The following is a 16,622-nucleotide window of genomic DNA, read 5'->3' on the forward strand; positions in this document are numbered from 1 at the left end:
CCCACCTTATTCTGGCTTCACCAAAAACAATGCTTGGCCATACTCAACCAATTGACCGTCTTCTACAAGCACTTTCACGATCTCGCCGCTTACTTCTGCTTCGATTTCGTTAAAGAGTTTCATAGCTTCCACGATGCAAACGACTTTGCTCGCAGTCACTTTGTCACCAACTTGTACATAAGCCGGCTTGCCTGGTTCTGGTGCGCTATAGAAAGTCCCTACCATTGGAGATACAATCTTGTGGAGATTGGCGTCATCCGATGCTTGTACAGCTGCTGCTTTCGGAGCTTCTGCTACGACTGGCGCTGCCGCAACAACTGGCTGAGCCGGGATATGTGCTACTGGTGCTGCAACAGGAGCTTGAACCGCTGGTTGCGTGACGACAATCGTTTCCGTACCATTGGATTTTTTCAGAGACACCTTGGCACCTTCTGTTTCCAAGTTAAATTCTTGAATGGAAGATTGATCAATTAACTTAATAATTTCGCGGATTTCATGCATTTTCATTACGAACAAGCACTCCTTCTTTTCTTTCAATAAGGTTCGTGGAGTCCATTATGTATCCTTTTGGCAAACCATAAATCCATGGTAGCCTGTTGCCTAAACCACGTCAAGAAAGGATTTCCCCGCTTCTTTTCCAACAGAAGCGAGAAAATCCTTACCATCATGCCCGTTTCTCCTATCCCTTATAACGAGAAACTACCGCAGCTTTTATTAGGATGACTTGTATTGTACGTTTATGTTTGTCGCCGGGATATTCAAGTGCTGCTTCACGTTTGCAATGATTTCCACAACCTCGTTGGCGCTCAATTTATCTTTTTGTACAAGGACTGTCGCCTTGTCATTTTGGACAGTAACGACCGCATCCTGATAGCCACTCGCCTTGAGCATTTCTTCTGCAGTCATTGTAGCACTTTCCATGTTGGACAGTTCTTCAAACTTAGCCATCGCTTCTGCTACTGCCTGCGGAGAGGACTCCGTGCTGTTTACGATTGCGAGCTGTTCGTCTTTTTGTTGCTGCAGCATGGCTTCGCGTTTCATTTTGTAGCCTTGGAAGATTTCACTCGCCGTTTCCGCTACTGGGACGACCGTGTTCGTAGCCGCTGGTTTCGCTTCTGGCGCAGCAGGAGTTTTGGCTTCCTGCGTGCCATTTTTTTCGTCTACCGGAGTTGCCTTTGGAGCTTGATCGACAGGAGTTGCTTGTGGGGCGTGATCTACTTGCTTCGATTCAACAACCACGCCAGAAATTTGCTCTTGTTTCTGGACGGCTTGCTCTTTTCCTGATGTTGGGACCTGGTCTTGCGGCCCCTTCACCAAGTAATATCCGGAGAGCACAACCATGACAGCAAGCATTGTCAACAACCATACCGTTTGCTTTCGTAGAATCATTCGCCATTACCTCCTACCCTTTTTTGGGCAAAATGGATATTTTATAAGCGGGTACATCCAAAACCTTTTGAACGGCTTCAGTGATCCACGCTTTAACCTGGATGTTATCGGCCCCTTTAGCGACTACCAGGACCCCGCGGACTTTCGGCTTCAACGTCTTCACAATGACGGGGGCATCTTGCTTGCCGCCTTGCACGATGACGACCTGCTCATCTCGTGACTGGTCATTTTGATTGCGGGTTGCCTTTTCTTTGTCCATTTCCTGATTGGTTGAGGAACGAATGTTACGATTTTTTTCCACAACCAGCTCTGGCGTTGATTCCAGATTGACCATGACCTCTACTTCGCCGACGCCGACAACAGAAGCGAGGATATCGCGAAGCTGTGTCTCGTAAATGTTTTCATATTCTGCAATGACGTCGGTAGTCGCTGATCCCCCCAGCACCTGGGAAGTTGAATCGCCTCCAGGAGGACCTGGCGCCTCACTCCCTATATCTCCAAATCCGAGTGGCTGATCTTTTTCCACTCTGAGGAAATCCGTCAAAATCATGATGGCTATCCCTACTCCCAATATGACGATGAAATAATGCAGCGGCTTTAGTTTTTGGTTTTTGCCCTTGCTCCCCACAACGATTTTCTTTTCTTCTTGCATCGTTTCGCCTTGTCGCTTCATAAACAGACTTTTCAGCTTTTCCCACAATTGGTTCATGGTTTTCACCTCGCTTCACTGACAGTATCCGCTACTGTTTCTCTCTTTCTCTCGATTCGTCTTTGATGACGACCTGACTCTTCGAAAGCCCCCACTCTTTGGCGACATCGTTTGTGATTTGCGCGTAAAGTGGGTTGTCATGGTGAGTTGTTGCTGCAATATCTGATTTGGGATCAGGTTGTATTTCAATGGGCTCGCCAATCGTAATCTCAACAGGCTGGACAGGTTTAATCGGTTCAATCGTGCTCTGCCCTTTTTGCTCTTCCTTGTTCGCGTCACCGACTACCAACTCGATTCGCTCAAGGGTTGGCTGTTCCGGATTTTGCTGATTGACGGTAATCGTGACATCTTCGACTGTTACGCCGTACTGCTCTTTGACACTGGCTTTTACCGAGGACGCTACCTGTGACTGTACGTAAGCGGTCATCTGTTGGTTTTGTTGACCGAGCAGCTTGTCAGTGATGCGTTTCCACTCTGCCGAAGCAGGCTTGTTCAGCTCTTGTTGGTAGCGATCCAGACGAAAGGCCAAATCTTCCTGCGAGAGGCTGAACAGACTAAACACGGGAGAAATGATCGTCAGCAAGAGAATCAAGCCCATCACCATTTTTACGTAGCGTTGCAATGTCGTATTGGGCAGGATCAGATCGAGGAAGGCAGCCAAAAGGACGAGCAGGATAATTTTTTTCAACCACAGTGTTAACCACGTCATTTCATCACCTACCGAACCATCATGGAGATGTTGCCCGCCGCAATAATGATCGTAATCGCCAGAAAGAACATCAAGCCGACTGTCGCCAAAGCAGCAAAGACGAACAAAAGACTTTTCCCAATCGTACCTAACGCACTGATGATTGGGCTGTTTCCAAGCGGTTGGAGTACGGCAGATGACAGATTGTAGATCAGAGCCAGTACCAGTATCTTCAAAGCCGGAAACGCGCATAGCATGATCAGAATTAAAACTCCTGCCAAGCCGACGGCATTTTTGACAAGTAGCGAGGCATTGAGTACAGTATCTGCCGCATCGGAGAACACACGACCTACAATCGGGATGAAATTGCCCGTGATGTATTTCGCTGTTCGGAGAGTAACCCCATCCGCAACAGCTGAAGTCGCTCCCTGTATGGAAATGATGGCGAGAAAAATCGTCAGAAATGAGCCAAGGACACCCATTGCAATATTGCGAAGTAAGGTCGCTAACTGTGTGACTTTGTACCTCTCTGAAAACAGGCTGACGATAGAGAGCATCGCAGAGAGAAACAGAAGCGGAAACACGACATAAGAGATCATCATGCCACTGGTGTTGATCATGAAGATAATCAGCGGGTGAAACATAGTGGCGGATGCCAGATTGCCTACCGAAGCAAGCAGCGCGATGACGAGTGGGATCATGGCTAGCATGAAATCAGACATGTTCGCGATTGCATCTTTGGCATAGGTAATGGCGACATGAAAGCTGTTAATTGCGAGTACCATCAAGACGAGATAAGTAATCGAGTACGCCACTGTCGATACCGCATTGCGTTCAAAGGCGTTCTGCATCGTTTCGAGAATCATCGCGAATACCGTAATGATAATGATGGAGCTGAGCAGCTTGCCATTCATCAAAATCTCATGAAAGATGAATTTGCCCATTCCTTGCAGGACTCCTGAAATACTGAGGTCACCTTGCTGCATGAGGATTTGGATAAAGCCTTCCGATTTCAAGTCGGGCAAGTACCCTTTATAGTCGCGCTGCAACTGATGCCAATACTGTTCGACTCTGTCTAGTTGCAAGTGATCGACCTGTTGTTGCACAATTTGATTGATCGGACCAGCCGCAGGTGTCACAGCGGGTGTCACAGCAGCAGACACGGCAACTGGAAACAAGGCAAGAAGCAGGAACAAGAACAGGATCAGCTTGCAAGTGTGTGCCATGGACATCCCACCTCCCTTATGCCGGCAACAAATCGATCACTGTTTCGATAATGATTTGGATGATCGGTACAGCCATAACCAGTATGAGGACTTTTCCAGCGAGCTCGATTTTCGAAGCTATCGCACCTTGTCCAGCATCTCGGGTCATCTGTGCCCCGAATTCAGCAATGTAGGCAATTCCAATGATTTTTAGAATCGTTTCCAGAAACACAAGGTTCAAATCTGCTTGAACTGCCAATTTTTCCAAAACTCGAATGACATCTGCTATTTTTCCGACGAGAAAGTAAAAGATGATGACTCCGCTCGCGATCGCCAGCAAAAAGGCGAACATCGGCTTCTGTTCCTTAATGACTAGCGCGAGAATGGTAGCCACCAGTCCTAGTCCGACAATTTGTACAATCTCCATCTGGAGCCCCTCCTCAGTTGAACAGGAAGACGCGTTTTACCTCGGAGAACAGATCACCGATGTAATGGGACACCATGTACAGGACAATGATGAATCCGACTAGAGTTGCCCAATGCGCAATATCTTCCTTGCCCGCCTGCTTCAGGACTGTATGCAGGATGGCTGTTATGAACCCTACTGCTCCTATCTGGAAAACAGGTGTCAAATCAAAATCCACTGTGAACACCTCGCCTTTAGAACATCAGGATGACGACCAAGAGTCCACCTAAAAAGCCCAAACTCTTGTACATTTTTTCGTACTTTTCCTGTTCTGCACGAGCCTCCTCTTCCAGCCCTCGCAGGTGGGTGACAGCTAGGCGCAAATGCTTTTGCTGGTCTTCCCGATCGGATGATCCAAGTACCTGACCTAGACTCTCCAGCACCTCTCGCTCTTGTCTGCGCAAAGCGGTTTGGGCCCAGAGTCTATTCATTGCTTGTTGCAAGGCTTCCTCAGCCGAATGCGCCTTTTCTGTCTGCAAGAATTCAGCTGCCAGTAGAAATACTTTCCCTACCTCTTCGGAGACGCGATGACCGACCTTCACAAAAGCCCGCTGTAATGGAGTCATCCCGAACACGATTTCCGTTTCGAGCATTTGCAGAGCAACGAGCAGTGCCCGAAGCTGAACGGGACGATTCGCGTAATACTTGCCGATCTGCCAACCAACCATCGACGCTGAAAACAGGATGAGTACGGCTCCCATCAGCTTGACCATGCAACTTTCTCCTTTTCAACCAGGTTCATGCTTTGATCGTAGATGGCCTGGATTGTTCCAACACCTTTTGCGCGGCTGAGTACGATATAGCGGGAAAAGGCACCATATCGAATCAGCTTGCCCAGCATGGGGCGTTCGGCTACTTCCTTGACGCTCGCTCCATGTGCCGAGCAAATGACGGCTACCCCTGCATGAATCGCTTCCCAGACTGCATCGCCATCCTCCGCTCTTCCCACCTCGTCCACAATCAGAACATCAGGAGACATAGAGCGAATCATCATCATCATCCCTGCAGCTTTTGGGCAAGCATCCAGCACGTCCGTTCGTGGACCGACGTCTCGTTGAGGAACCCCTTGCAAGCATCCCGCCAACTCAGAACGCTCGTCCACAATTCCTACCTTACGACTTGAAGACCACTCGCTCCCATAGCTGATGGTTCGCGCCATATCACGCAACAAGGTTGTCTTCCCGCATTGGGGTGGGGAGATGAGCAGCGTGTTCAGCAATTTGCCATCCTCAAACAAATACGGCATGATCTTCTTGGCCGCGCCTTTTTTCTCGCGGGCAATCCGGATGTTGAAGCTGGTCACATCTCTGATTCCCTTCACTTCACCTTTGTCCAGCACCACTTTCCCCGCAATGCCAATGCGATGGCCGCCAACTACCGTGATGTAACCCCTTTTCAACTCTTCTTCCAAGGCATAGAGAGAATGCTGGCTGACCTGGTTTAAGAGCTTTGCAGCCTCTTCTGCTGAAAATAGCCAACCTTGCGCGGGTATCGAGGTGATTTGCCCCGACGTTGTCACATAGCTAGATTGTTGGCCAAACCGGACTTCTAGTGGTTGGTTTTGCCGAAGCCGAATCTCTTCCAAATTCTCTCTTACCGCGATAGGAAGGGCCGTCAAAATCGTGCGTAAAGTTGCTGGCAGAATCGCCAAAATTTCATTCATCCGGTACCCTCCTTTTGCAGCATTCTGCCTTTGTACACGTTGTCTTACCTCCATCCTATGCTGAGGTGGACGAGATTTATGCAAAAAAAATAGCTTGCTCTCGTGCTAGAACGCGAGTAGCAAGCTTTTCCTATAAAGCTCATGGATTATCTGTTTTTCTTGTTATCCACCGGCTCTATTACATAGTGTCGGTAGCCTTCCTCATCTTTACCTTCGTGCAGATAGATTTCTTTTTGGCAGCTAGGGCATGCGAACTCGTAGGTCGTATCGAGATGGGGATCTACTTGTACTTCATACAGATGTGCGTCTTCATCATCATCCAAATCGTACAAAGTCGCGTACTCGTCGTCATCGTCCTCACAATCGACAACGGTTTCGTACAAGTCATCATCATCTTCAAAAAGGTAGAGCTCAATGTCCTCTAAGTCTTCATCCAAGGCCTCCACATAATCCTCTGCCTCTTCCACTCGCGAGTGAAGCTCTCGTAGTTGACCCTGTACCTCCCCTAGAATCTCAATCATCTCTACCATAATTTTTCCTTCGGGGCTCTTCTCCCCCACTTCCAACCCATCTGCCAACCCTTGCAAGTATGCGATTCGATTCGCCAATGATTCTGGCATCCACATTCCCTCCCATCCAATCTCTCCCACATATCTTTCCCCATCGTGATAGCATTTACCAATGGAAGGAAATGGGTAACTACTTGCGGACACCAATCAAGATGCAGGAGACCCCCACCAGAATCCAGGCAATTTTGGCAAAGCTAACCCGATCCGACATGCCTAATAAACCGATCGTTGTAGTGGTGATCAAGATGATTGGCCCGACAATCGCAAGACCTGAATTAATGAGCAGAGCTTTTTCGACCTGGTTCACTTTTAAAATGAGCAAAGCTGCAATGATCTCGATACTACCTGAGAAGACCCTAAGCGCCGCCATACCCATAATTGCTTTTTCCAACATACCGTCTCGTCCTCCCCTCCTTTCACTCTATGCCTGTACCACATCATTTCAGCACTTTTTGCATTTCCTCTATAGGCTTTTGCCCTCACTCCTCCCCTCCGCTGGGCATACACTGAACCATACGCCTAGAAGAAATGAGGAACTTGCCGATGGTAGAGTGTGATCAATCGTTTTTGCCTGAAAGCTGGGCAAACCCGTCCGGGCAAATACGAGAGAAGCCCCGTGCGAAGGGCTTAACCATGGTCATTGACAAAGGCCTTGGGCTTACCGCTTATTCCGACTTGTTAGCACTGGCTGCTCCCTATATCGATCTATACAAACTCGGTTTTGGCACCATCGCTCTGTATCCGCTCGAAATACTCAACCAAAAATTGACCCTCGCAAAACAAAATGGCGTACACATCATGCCAGGAGGAACTTTTTTCGAAATTGCTATCCGTCATAATACGATTGCAGATTATATGAAGCTGATTCGCACTCTCGGTTTTACTGCGGTAGAAATATCCGATGGAACGTTCCCTTTATCTTTCTCAAAGCGTCAAGAAGCCATCAATTACGCGTTAGACAATGATCTGGTGGTCTATACTGAGGTCGGGAAAAAAGCGGCCGATTATCGCGCTTGTCGAGAGGAATTGCTGGAGACACTTAGCTTCGACCTGCACAACGGTGCCAGTCACGTTATTGTCGAAGCGAGAGAGAGTGGTACTGTCGGCGTATGCGACGGGGACGGCAATATTGACGATTCCTTCGTTCGAGATATTGTCTCGGCGGCCAAAGAAAAAGCCTCCCGCCTGATATGGGAAGCCCCACAAAAAGATCAACAGGTCTGCTTCATTAAGGCCGTTGGCAGCGACGTAAATCTCGGAAATATTGCCTATACGGATGTATTCTCTGTGGAGACGCTACGGCGAGGATTGCGCGGCGATACAGCCCTACTCATGGAGAGAGGGGGGTTTTATCCGTGCGAATAGAAGTGGTGCCGACCGTGGAAGAAATTCGTTTTGAACAGATCAGTAATCATGTTGTCATTGTCATCGATGTGCTTCGAGCCTCCAGTACGATTGTCACCGCATTAGGCAATGGATTTCGTAGCGTCATCCCGGTCGAAACCATTGGGCAAGCGAACTCGCTGCGCGCCAACGACTGTATTTTGGCTGGTGAACGCCACTGCAAGAAAATCCCGGAATTCGACTGCAACAACTCACCAACCGAAATCGCTTCTCTGGGGAAAACGGGGAACCAGCTGATTCTCACCACGACGAACGGGACTCGCGCGATCCAAAAAGCAGAACGTGCCTCTGCACTCTTGATTGGCTGCTTCTTGAATGCCACTGCATGCGTGCAGCACGCTCTTTCGTATCATCTCGATATTACGCTGTACTGTGCAGGTACCCGGTCGGAATTCGCTTTGGAAGACGGTCTGGCTGCCGGCTTGATGATTGCCCAGGCACAACAATCGTTACCGAGCATCCAAATTTGTGATCTGGGTGAAGTTCTAAAAGCGAGCTATCTTTACTACGCAGGAAAACTGAGCGAGCTGTTACCCCACACAACAACAGGAAAAAGGCTCGTCCAGCATCATCTCGCAAGCGATATACGGTACTGTGCTCAAGTAGATCAGTATCAAATCGTTCCCTATATCAAGGAGAAACGCATACTCCCACACCTTGTCTCATAATGTGAAAGGAGAACAGGGACAGGGGTTATGATGCCAATGATGTCTGGAGAAGTGATGCTCGTCATCCTGATCGTTATCGGTCTTATTGGGCGCTCACCAATTATTGCGACTGCTGCGAGTATATTGTTGGTGTTGAAGCTAACGGCGCTGGAGCGCTTTTTCCCGACGGTGGAACGCCGTGGGCTGGAGCTAGGCCTGCTTTTCTTGACGATTTCCGTACTAGTTCCATTCGCCAGCGAAAAAATATCGTGGAAGGACGTCACCCCACTATTCACGACGGTAGTCGGACTGACAGCACTAGCTGGTGGGGCCATTGCCACCTGGATGAATGGAAAAGGACTTGACCTGCTAAGGTCTGAGCCGCAAATGGTTGTCGGTCTGGTCATTGGCTCAATCATTGGCATTGTATTTTTTCGGGGCATTCCCGTCGGACCTTTGATGGCTGCTGGCATTACGGCGTTTGTGTTGAAGCTGTGGGAATGGTTTGGCAGCAGATAAAAATGAAATCCCCCTCTTTTTTGCATCGGAGGGGGATTTTTTCGTTTTGACTTAGCGTTTGTCAGTCGTTTGGAATGGAACTTCCCAATTCATTCCCTGGTACTGACGCCATTGCATCAAATGCTCCAGATTCAGAGTTTTCGGCAGCTTTTCTATGTCACGGACAAAGAACGTACCGCTGACATGTACACGCCCGTCCTTGTCTCTCTTGAATGATTGTCTGACGAGCAATTTGTAATCTTGCTTGGCATCACCTTGCGCATTCCATTCAATTGCCCTGATGACGCCCTCTGGAAGAACAGCCGTGTACGGGATAATCGCACCTTTCCCCTTGTACGTATGTTCCCCTATTTTTTCCTCGCCCTCCGTCGTTTTCAACGTAACGCCTGAAAAGGTGTACGTGCTGTCATGACTCGTTACGGTTACCTTTTCCTTGCCCAGCTTCTCAACAGGTATGCTTGCTTGAAACTTCGCCGGCTCAAACAGGTACAGGGAGTGCAGCCTGAAAGTATACGTTTGGTCGTCAGCCAAAGGCGCGATGCCATTCAACTTCGTATATCGTTTCCCCTCGTCATGCAGCTGTCCTCGGTAACCGGGAGATACCGTGTTTTTGCGAATTTGATTGATTTCATCCCCGTTAATGGCATCATCCCATCCCGCTACCACTTTTCCTTTTTCATCCACGATCTCATAGGCCAATCCGATGTCTACGAAATATCTCTCCACGCGCGCTGCATCCGTGAACCCATCTGGTGCGTTTTCCTTTACGACCCAACCATTTTCTTCTTTTATTTTTTGAACCTGCTTCGCTCGCTCTTCCGTCCACGTTGTCTCCAATTCAATCAAACTGACACTAGGCACAGTCTTAATGTTTTGCAACGCTACCTTAATTCCATGCGGGGTCATGAAATCTTTCCCGATCGTAGTTTCATTTGCTGCCGCTCTCGCCTTTTTCAAATCGACTGGAAACTCCATCTTCCAGCTGCCTTCTTTTCCATCCAGCATCGTTGCGTCGACGCCAACAACCATTTCATCCAGTTGCGTCTTACTTTCTTTTAGGAATTGGAAGATATCATGACTAATGACAAGATATTCGCCTTCCTCCCCGATGCTATAGCCCCCTCCATCTGGATTGAGCTCTTCACCTGACTTCGTTTTATACGTAAGGTTCACATCGATTTTACCCGGTTCAAACGGGATCCGCTTGCCATTTTGATCGACGACTTGAGCGAAGATAGCCATTCGCACCGGATCAGCAACCACTTCTTTCACATTCAATGTAATTCCTTGATCGGTTGCGCTCTTATTGATGGCTTGGGCATAGCCTTTTTCGGCTGCCTGCTTCATTCCGGTGTCTACGCCTTGGATGGACTGAATGACACTGTTTACATAGCTCGCAAAAGTCGGTGACACCATGGACCCAAACGCAATAATCGCTGTAACACTCGCTACGGCTAACGCGGTTTTTTTCAAAATAGTTACACTCCTCTTTTTCCAATTTGATTTTTGTGTAGGAGTACGCACGGTCTCTAATGCCATCATTACCTGAGCAGTAAAGTCGATTGGCAACGTACTGGGGACTCGCAGGCTCGAATAGTCCTCGCCGCTCTCATCTTCGTCCACCATCTGCCGCTGACAGCACAGACACGCTTCTACGTGTTGTTCCATCAGCCTGGCTTCGTCAGAAGATAATTCTCCAACCAAATACTTGCGCAATTGTTCAGTTTTGGAGCAGTTCATAGATAGCACCCCTTCCCGACCTTTCTTGCGCCATACTTGCCCGGAGCTTTTTCTTGGCGTGATGAATGCGCATTTGCACGGTTGTAATCGGGATATGCAGAATTCCGCTAATCTCCTTGTAACTCAACTGCTCCATGTATTTCAGCAGAAACACAATGCGGTATTCCTCACCCAGCGCCATGATTTGTTGTTGCAAGGCGTCTTGCTTTTCCTTTTCCAAATAAGCTTTTTCGGGTGTATCTGTTTCAATCAGTCTGGTTTCTTCCAATGGCGTTTTAAGGTAGCGCTTGTTCTTGCGCCACGCATCGACGCACAAATTGGACGCAATCCGATACAGCCAAGCCAAAAAAGCATCGGTCGGCCTATATTTGTCCAACTGGCAGTACGCCTTGATGAAAGCCTCCTGCGTCAGGTCCTGGGCATCCTGCTGTTGTCCTGTCATGCGATAAAGATAGCTGTATAATCGATCCTTGTACTTGTCGACCAGGTACGCGTAGGCATCGCGATTTCCTGTTTGTACCTGTTGAATAAGCAACCAATCATCCTGCAATGGAAATCCTCCCGTTTTAAAAAAGTTCGCTGCGCAGCGTTCATTTTGGCAGGTTCATATAGATTAACGGATCATTTTGGTTTTTCTTTCCAAAAAAGAATACATTTTTTTAAAAAAGCTTGAGTCAAGGGGATTCACTGGCCTTCTCCACTTCCATAAATAAAACCACCCTTGATAAGGGCGGTCGAATGACGTCTATCACTTCCATGAATGGTAGATATTTTTCGCGTACTTGGTAATGGCTTCATCGTAATCTGGATACGGATATCCGAGACTTTCTGCCACTGCTTTGGCATACTTTCGAAATAATTCATAGCAAGTGAATAACGATTCCCACATCTGCGTGTAGCCATTTTCGTGATAAGTGGATCGTAACGCTTCCCAATCTTCTGTTGGAAGATAGTGATCTATAAATTTGTAATTTTTCCCGACACTAAAGGTAAACCCTTTCTCACATCCGATTTGCCAAGCCATCATTCGGAGCAAATTCGGTCGGGCAATTTCGTTGAGATGGTCAATCGCAAACAGGATTTCTTTTCTTGCCAGACCTTTAACAACGTAAGTAGAGACCATCCAGAATTCATTGCAGCAGTCATCAAACTCTCTAGAAGTTGGCTTCCGGGTCCAATATTGACGATCGGAAGCGACCACCTCGTGTTTGATAAGCTCGTCCTTATCCAGCAAAACCTCAACTAGACCGTCGCTATCCGCAAAATACTGCTCTGTCTCGTCTATCGGAATCAGCGTCAGATCTACTTTATTTCCATCCTCAAATAGCATGAGATAGGAAAACCAATTCCCTAACTCGGACGGAAAAAGCTCCATATCCTCCGGCTTTTGCATCATGATCCGATTCCCAAAAACATCGAGCCATTGATCATTTTCCTTAAAAGAATCCATCTCTGTCACAAAATACGAAATATCATAATCTTGGAATGGATCAGCGGGTATGTTTTTGTTCGTGCGTGACCCTTCCAAGGTTACAAACCGGATTCGATCATCCTTCCTGGCGAAATCGATCAGCATGCTCATCATTTCTTGTACCGTTCTCAAAACCATACCCCTCCACCCTACTCTTTCTCCGTACCACTTAATGTAGTGCAATTGCATAATTTTTACAATACCGCATCATTAGGAGAAGCAAATAAAAAAAGCTGCACCCATATATGGGCACAGCTTTTTCTTCCAATCCGTACTTTTACGCGCGGGAAACGTATGCTTCCGTACGAGTATCGATGATTAGACGCTCTCCTTCTTCTACGAAGAGAGGAACGTTTACTACGAAACCAGTTTCCAAGGTTGCTTTCTTTGTTACGTTAGAAGCAGTGTCACCTTTTACACCTGGCTCACATTCTGTTACAACGAGTTCAACTGTGTTCGGCAATTGAATACCGATTGTTTCTCCGTTGTACTGCATGATTTGCACGTTCATGTTTTCCTTGAGGAAACGCAGTTCACGCTCAATTTGCTTTTGAGTGAACGTCATTTGCTCATAGGTTTCTGTGTTCATGAAAGTGTACTCGTCTCCGCTCGCATACAGATATTGCATCGTGCTGGATTCGATACGGGCAGGGTTAACTTTTTCACCACCGCGGAAAGTCATTTCCGTCGTGTTACCGCTGCGCAGGTTGCGCAGTTTGGAGCGAACGAAAGCCGCACCTTTACCTGGTTTTACGTGTTGGAATTCTAGCACGGTAAAAATATTGCCATCCACTTCGATTGTCAAACCGGTACGAAAATCGTTTACAGAGATCATGGTAGTCCTCCCAAATCAATCAATAACAGAATAAGTATAAATTACACAGGCAAAATGAGCAACTCTTTCGTGGACTTGTTCAGGTTCTCATGACCATCAGCAGTAATCCACACATCGTCCTCGATCCGAACGCCACCAAGTCCTGTTACGTAAATGCCTGGCTCCATCGTTACGAGCATACCTGGCTCCAATACGAAGGTACTTACAGTCGACAGCCCTGGCAGCTCGTGAACTTCCAGTCCGAGACCGTGACCTGCGCTATGTCCATAGGCATCGCCATAGCCTGCTGCTGTGATGATATCTCTCGTTGCAGCATCAGCGTCTTTTGCGGATACACCTGGCTTCAGTGCTTCCAAACCTGCGAGCTGTGCACGCAGAACGATTTCGTAGATTTCACGCATTTTCGGGTCTGGCTCTCCCACAGACAATGTGCGTGTGATATCGGAATTGTAGCCCTGATAAGCAGCACCAAAGTCGAGCGTAACCATTTCCCCTGCCTGAATCACTTTCTCGGAAGCTCGTCCATGTGGCAGAGCACCGCGCACACCCGACGCTACGATCATATCAAATGCAGAGCCTGTTGCTCCTTGTTTACGCATGAAGTATTCCAATTCCAAAGCAACATCGGATTCACGCACACCTGGCTTGATGTAGCCTTGAATATGCGTAAATGCTGCTTCCGCGATACGAACCGCTTCACGAATAATAACCATCTCGGATTCGACTTTAAACATGCGGATTTTTTCAAGCAGACCGCTTGTTGGCACCAGTTCTACTCCGTCAAATCCTTTGTTCCAATCCTGATAGGTGCTAAAGGCCACGCTGCTCTCGAATGCCAAACGCTTAATCCCTTTTTCTTGCAGGAGCTTTGCAATCGCTTCAACAGCTTTTCTCTCGTTATTTACTACAGTAAATTCAGGTGCTTGTTCTTGCGCTTGTTCCACATAGCGGAAGTCAGTGACGAGAAACGCCTCTGTTTCGGTGACAATTACCCATCCCGTTGATCCGGTGAAACCACTCAAGTAGAAGCGATTCTCTGTTTTTTCGGTAATAAACGCCTCTGCTCCAACTTGTGTAAGTGCTTCGCGCAATTTATGCAAACGTTGTTTCATGGCAGCCTTTTCCCCTTTTTGACAGCTTTTATTTTTTTTCGATTTTACGGACGAGCGCTCTTAGCGCCCATTCATATCCATCGATCCCCAATCCGACAACTTGTCCAATCGCGATAGGAGCGATGACTGAGTGATGGCGAAATGGTTCCCGTGCATGAATATTGGAAATATGTACTTCAATCGTTGGCAGAGCCACACTGGCCAATGCGTCTCGGATCGCATAGCTGTAATGTGTGAATGCCCCTGGATTGATCAAGATGCCGTCATGGACACCTCTCGCCTGATGAATCGCGTCGATGAGGACACCTTCGTGATTCGATTGGAGATGCTCAAGCTTTCCGCCCAACTCATCCATGACACCCTTCAGGATTGTCACCACATCCTCCAGCGTTTCCCTTCCGTAAACATCCGGCTCCCTTGTCCCCAATAAATTCAGGTTGGGTCCGTTCAATAACAAGACGGAAGTCATCGACCATCCCTCTCCCTATAAAAGTTTTTTTACTAATGAAACATTTTACCACAAGCCGTCCTAGTTCCATAGTGGGCATTCATCTATGAAACTTTTCGAACATTGTTACATCCATTTTGACAAGGAACGGAGAAATCCTCCTACCTTGTAGACTCATTCCATGTATGATTCTCGTCGGATTGCTCGAGTATGATTGTCATCCCGATAAACAATCCAAACGTCAAATACCAAGCGCCCTCCGTACTTAAAGTGGCTATCTCCCAATTTCCGATATGAAAGAAGAAGCCTGCTATCACTAGCACGCCAGCCCCGTAGACGAGTCCCAACCACCAGGCACGGATCCGGCTAAAAAGCAAGCTGAACACAAAGGAAGCAACGGCTGTTTCAACAAATAGCACGATACCACCAAGACACAAGCTCGCAAACTTATTTTCGTCCTCGATGCTGATAAAGGGACGTGCAAAGGCTCCGACTCCATACGGGGTCATGTTCAAAAAGTGAGCTATCAACCGAGCGAGCCCCCAAATAATCGTTCCCCAGAATGCGACCTCCAAAATCTTCGAAGTGGAGATTCTTTTACTCTCCTGCTTCACTTCTTCCGTATGGGATACACGCGCTTGCTTGTGTTTCCGTCCTGTTTTGCTTATTTCCATTTCCATCACCTCTGTTCTCTAGTATGCTCTTCCTCTAAGCTTTTCACTTTTGCTTTACATTTGTTGGAAAAGTGCGAACTCCTTGTAGCTTCAAGTCGCCATTTCCGTTAATATAGTGGTAAGGATGGTGATTGTATTGGCGCAACAAAACGTACCTAGCTACGGCGGTCAGGCCGTCATCGAAGGAGTTATGTTCGGTGGCAAAACCATGACTGTTACGGCTGTTCGCAAAAAAAATCATGAAATTGAGTATTTTGAATCCCCAAGATCGGAATATAAATGGATTACTACGCTGAAAAAGATTCCGTTTGTGCGTGGGATTGTTGGTTTGGTCGAAGCCAGCGCCAATGGGGCCAAACATCTCAACTTCGCCTCTGAACAATACAGTATGGAGTCTGGAGAAGAAGTATCTGAAAGTCCATCGAAGCTCACTATGATTTTAGGTGTTGCTGTCGTAGGGGTACTTTCCTTCCTGTTCGGGAAATTCGTATTTACACTCGTTCCCGTTTTCCTGGCTGACTTTTTACTCGGAAAATGGGTACCGGATGGCGTTCCTCAAACCTTGGCTGAAGGCGGATTTAAAATCTTGCTCCTCCTCGGCTACATTACAGCGATTGCACAAGCTCCGTTGATTAAAAGGCTTTTTCAATACCACGGAGCCGAGCATAAAGTGATTAACGCATTCGAATCCGGGGTAGAATTAACAGTAGCCAATGTACAAAAATTTTCCGCTCTGCATTATCGTTGCGGTAGCAGTTTTCTCATTTTCTCAGTGTTCGTCGGTGTCGTGATTTACTCACTGTTCAGTTATGACTCCCTGACGGAGAGGGTCGTACAACGCATTGTTCTTTTGCCACTGGTAATCGGCGTCTCTTATGAGGTTTTGCAGTGGACAAACAAGCTCCGTGATGTACCAGTCCTACGTTACCTTGGTTATCCAGGATTGTGGTTGCAAAAGATCACGACTCGTGAACCAGATGACAGCCAAGTCGAGGTAGCCATCGCTTCATTCCAAAAGATGCGGGAGCTTGATCAGAAGCACGTGCAGGAAAGAATGGTTACGACCGGATAACGTGAGGCATT

At 47.5% G+C, this 16,622-nt stretch carries 22 protein-coding genes; 4 read left to right on the forward strand and 18 right to left on the reverse strand.

Annotated elements, in window-relative coordinates:
- Nucleotides 1-6: 6 nt before the first annotated feature.
- The 11 genes from accB to HPY27_RS08635 all read right to left on the reverse strand — a co-directional run bounded on the left by accB (nt 7) and on the right by HPY27_RS08635 (nt 7,083).
- Nucleotides 7-507 carry an acetyl-CoA carboxylase biotin carboxyl carrier protein gene (gene accB, locus HPY27_RS08585; RefSeq protein WP_174224778.1) on the reverse strand — a complete coding sequence of 167 codons (501 nt, stop codon included), beginning with the start codon at nt 505-507 and terminating at the stop codon, nt 7-9.
- A 207-nt stretch (nt 508-714) separates the two neighbouring features.
- Nucleotides 715-1,389 (reverse strand): SpoIIIAH-like family protein, encoded by a 675-nt coding sequence (locus HPY27_RS08590; protein ID WP_017248000.1) that lies wholly within the window; start codon nt 1,387-1,389, stop codon nt 715-717.
- Between the two features lie 13 nt (nt 1,390-1,402).
- Entirely contained in the window at nt 1,403-2,098 is a 696-nt protein-coding gene (gene spoIIIAG, locus HPY27_RS08595; RefSeq protein ID WP_017247999.1) for a stage III sporulation protein AG, read from the reverse strand.
- 31 nt (nt 2,099-2,129) lie between these two features.
- Nucleotides 2,130-2,807, reverse strand: a complete 678-nt coding sequence (gene spoIIIAF, locus HPY27_RS08600; RefSeq protein WP_017247998.1) for a stage III sporulation protein AF — start codon at nt 2,805-2,807, stop codon at nt 2,130-2,132.
- 8 nt (nt 2,808-2,815) lie between these two features.
- Complete coding sequence (spoIIIAE, locus tag HPY27_RS08605) at nt 2,816-4,012, reverse strand: stage III sporulation protein AE (RefSeq protein WP_174224779.1); 1,197 nt, start codon at nt 4,010-4,012, stop codon at nt 2,816-2,818.
- 16 nt (nt 4,013-4,028) lie between these two features.
- Nucleotides 4,029-4,418, reverse strand: a complete 390-nt coding sequence (gene spoIIIAD, locus HPY27_RS08610; RefSeq protein WP_017247996.1) for a stage III sporulation protein AD — start codon at nt 4,416-4,418, stop codon at nt 4,029-4,031.
- Between the two features lie 13 nt (nt 4,419-4,431).
- The gene (spoIIIAC, locus tag HPY27_RS08615; RefSeq protein WP_007725726.1) at nt 4,432-4,635 is read right to left on the reverse strand and encodes a stage III sporulation protein AC; all 204 of its coding nucleotides are present in this window, start codon (nt 4,633-4,635) and stop codon (nt 4,432-4,434) included.
- Nucleotides 4,636-4,651: 16 nt separating this feature from the next.
- Entirely contained in the window at nt 4,652-5,170 is a 519-nt protein-coding gene (gene spoIIIAB / locus HPY27_RS08620; protein ID WP_017247995.1) for a stage III sporulation protein SpoIIIAB, read from the reverse strand.
- Nucleotides 5,158-6,120 carry a stage III sporulation protein AA gene (spoIIIAA, locus tag HPY27_RS08625; protein ID WP_174224780.1) on the reverse strand — a complete coding sequence of 321 codons (963 nt, stop codon included), beginning with the start codon at nt 6,118-6,120 and terminating at the stop codon, nt 5,158-5,160. The genes spoIIIAB and spoIIIAA overlap by 13 nt, the downstream gene beginning before the upstream one ends.
- 146 nt (nt 6,121-6,266) lie before the next feature.
- The gene (locus HPY27_RS08630) at nt 6,267-6,740 is read right to left on the reverse strand and encodes a CD1247 N-terminal domain-containing protein (protein WP_069844615.1); all 474 of its coding nucleotides are present in this window, start codon (nt 6,738-6,740) and stop codon (nt 6,267-6,269) included.
- A 79-nt stretch (nt 6,741-6,819) separates the two neighbouring features.
- Complete coding sequence (locus HPY27_RS08635; protein ID WP_017247992.1) at nt 6,820-7,083, reverse strand: YqhV family protein; 264 nt, start codon at nt 7,081-7,083, stop codon at nt 6,820-6,822.
- A gap of 149 nt (nt 7,084-7,232) precedes the next feature.
- On the opposite strand from HPY27_RS08635, the gene comA reads away from it, so the two are divergent.
- The 3 genes from comA to HPY27_RS08650 are packed head-to-tail and all read left to right on the forward strand — an operon-like array spanning nt 7,233 to nt 9,259.
- Nucleotides 7,233-8,054: a phosphosulfolactate synthase gene (comA, locus tag HPY27_RS08640; RefSeq protein WP_017247991.1), complete on the forward strand. Its 822-nt coding sequence runs from the start codon at nt 7,233-7,235 to the stop codon at nt 8,052-8,054.
- Entirely contained in the window at nt 8,045-8,761 is a 717-nt protein-coding gene (locus tag HPY27_RS08645) for a 2-phosphosulfolactate phosphatase (protein WP_174224781.1), read from the forward strand. Before comA ends, HPY27_RS08645 begins: the two co-directional genes overlap by 10 nt.
- A 36-nt stretch (nt 8,762-8,797) precedes the next feature.
- Nucleotides 8,798-9,259, forward strand: coding sequence for a DUF441 domain-containing protein (locus HPY27_RS08650; RefSeq protein ID WP_048035783.1), 462 nt, complete (start codon nt 8,798-8,800; stop codon nt 9,257-9,259).
- Nucleotides 9,260-9,310: 51 nt separating this feature from the next.
- On the opposite strand, the gene HPY27_RS08655 is transcribed toward HPY27_RS08650, so the two are convergent.
- The 7 genes from HPY27_RS08655 to HPY27_RS08685 form a co-directional block, all read right to left on the reverse strand.
- Nucleotides 9,311-10,999, reverse strand: coding sequence for a DUF4179 domain-containing protein (locus tag HPY27_RS08655; RefSeq protein WP_174224782.1), 1,689 nt, complete (start codon nt 10,997-10,999; stop codon nt 9,311-9,313).
- Nucleotides 10,980-11,549, reverse strand: a complete 570-nt coding sequence (locus tag HPY27_RS08660) for an RNA polymerase sigma factor (RefSeq protein ID WP_017247987.1) — start codon at nt 11,547-11,549, stop codon at nt 10,980-10,982. Before HPY27_RS08660 ends, HPY27_RS08655 begins: the two co-directional genes overlap by 20 nt.
- 198 nt (nt 11,550-11,747) lie before the next feature.
- Nucleotides 11,748-12,602 (reverse strand): aminoglycoside 6-adenylyltransferase, encoded by an 855-nt coding sequence (gene ant(6) / locus HPY27_RS08665; protein ID WP_174224783.1) that lies wholly within the window; start codon nt 12,600-12,602, stop codon nt 11,748-11,750.
- A gap of 145 nt (nt 12,603-12,747) precedes the next feature.
- Complete coding sequence (gene efp / locus HPY27_RS08670) at nt 12,748-13,305, reverse strand: elongation factor P (RefSeq protein WP_007725738.1); 558 nt, start codon at nt 13,303-13,305, stop codon at nt 12,748-12,750.
- A gap of 41 nt (nt 13,306-13,346) precedes the next feature.
- Nucleotides 13,347-14,417: a M24 family metallopeptidase gene (locus HPY27_RS08675; protein WP_017247985.1), complete on the reverse strand. Its 1,071-nt coding sequence runs from the start codon at nt 14,415-14,417 to the stop codon at nt 13,347-13,349.
- 28 nt (nt 14,418-14,445) lie between these two features.
- Nucleotides 14,446-14,886 (reverse strand): type II 3-dehydroquinate dehydratase, encoded by a 441-nt coding sequence (gene aroQ / locus HPY27_RS08680; protein WP_017247984.1) that lies wholly within the window; start codon nt 14,884-14,886, stop codon nt 14,446-14,448.
- A gap of 140 nt (nt 14,887-15,026) precedes the next feature.
- On the reverse strand, nt 15,027-15,539 hold the full coding sequence (locus HPY27_RS08685; RefSeq protein WP_254612845.1) for a YqhR family membrane protein: 513 nt from the start codon (nt 15,537-15,539) through the stop codon (nt 15,027-15,029).
- Nucleotides 15,540-15,663: 124 nt separating this feature from the next.
- Here HPY27_RS08685 and HPY27_RS08690 point away from each other — a divergent pair, with 124 nt between their 5' ends.
- Nucleotides 15,664-16,611 carry a DUF1385 domain-containing protein gene (locus HPY27_RS08690; RefSeq protein ID WP_017247982.1) on the forward strand — a complete coding sequence of 316 codons (948 nt, stop codon included), beginning with the start codon at nt 15,664-15,666 and terminating at the stop codon, nt 16,609-16,611.
- Nucleotides 16,612-16,622: the final 11 nt, after the last annotated feature.

Origin of the sequence: Brevibacillus sp. HB1.1 (genome assembly GCF_013332445.1) — a bacterium.
Classification (GTDB): domain Bacteria; phylum Bacillota; class Bacilli; order Brevibacillales; family Brevibacillaceae; genus Brevibacillus; species Brevibacillus porteri.

Bases quoted from the DNA above. Each gene is read 5' to 3' on its own strand.
- spoIIIAG (WP_017247999.1), bottom strand. From the start codon at position 2,098: ATGAACCAATTGTGGGAAAAGCTGAAAAGTCTGTTTATGAAGCGACAA.
- HPY27_RS08635 (WP_017247992.1), bottom strand. From the start codon at position 7,083: ATGTTGGAAAAAGCAATTATGGGTATGGCGGCGCTTAGGGTCTTCTCA.
- HPY27_RS08590 (WP_017248000.1), bottom strand. From the start codon at position 1,389: ATGATTCTACGAAAGCAAACGGTATGGTTGTTGACAATGCTTGCTGTC.
- efp (WP_007725738.1), bottom strand. From the start codon at position 13,305: ATGATCTCTGTAAACGATTTTCGTACCGGTTTGACAATCGAAGTGGAT.
- HPY27_RS08650 (WP_048035783.1), top strand. From the start codon at position 8,798: ATGATGTCTGGAGAAGTGATGCTCGTCATCCTGATCGTTATCGGTCTT.
- spoIIIAE (WP_174224779.1), bottom strand. From the start codon at position 4,012: ATGGCACACACTTGCAAGCTGATCCTGTTCTTGTTCCTGCTTCTTGCC.
- aroQ (WP_017247984.1), bottom strand. From the start codon at position 14,886: ATGACTTCCGTCTTGTTATTGAACGGACCCAACCTGAATTTATTGGGG.
- spoIIIAD (WP_017247996.1), bottom strand. From the start codon at position 4,418: ATGGAGATTGTACAAATTGTCGGACTAGGACTGGTGGCTACCATTCTC.
- HPY27_RS08685 (WP_254612845.1), bottom strand. From the start codon at position 15,539: ATGGAAATAAGCAAAACAGGACGGAAACACAAGCAAGCGCGTGTATCC.
- spoIIIAA (WP_174224780.1), bottom strand. From the start codon at position 6,120: ATGAATGAAATTTTGGCGATTCTGCCAGCAACTTTACGCACGATTTTG.
- spoIIIAB (WP_017247995.1), bottom strand. From the start codon at position 5,170: ATGGTCAAGCTGATGGGAGCCGTACTCATCCTGTTTTCAGCGTCGATG.
- HPY27_RS08690 (WP_017247982.1), top strand. From the start codon at position 15,664: ATGGTGATTGTATTGGCGCAACAAAACGTACCTAGCTACGGCGGTCAG.
- comA (WP_017247991.1), top strand. From the start codon at position 7,233: ATGGTAGAGTGTGATCAATCGTTTTTGCCTGAAAGCTGGGCAAACCCG.
- HPY27_RS08655 (WP_174224782.1), bottom strand. From the start codon at position 10,999: ATGAACTGCTCCAAAACTGAACAATTGCGCAAGTATTTGGTTGGAGAA.
- spoIIIAF (WP_017247998.1), bottom strand. From the start codon at position 2,807: ATGACGTGGTTAACACTGTGGTTGAAAAAAATTATCCTGCTCGTCCTT.
- HPY27_RS08675 (WP_017247985.1), bottom strand. From the start codon at position 14,417: ATGAAACAACGTTTGCATAAATTGCGCGAAGCACTTACACAAGTTGGA.
- HPY27_RS08630 (WP_069844615.1), bottom strand. From the start codon at position 6,740: ATGCCAGAATCATTGGCGAATCGAATCGCATACTTGCAAGGGTTGGCA.
- accB (WP_174224778.1), bottom strand. From the start codon at position 507: ATGAAAATGCATGAAATCCGCGAAATTATTAAGTTAATTGATCAATCT.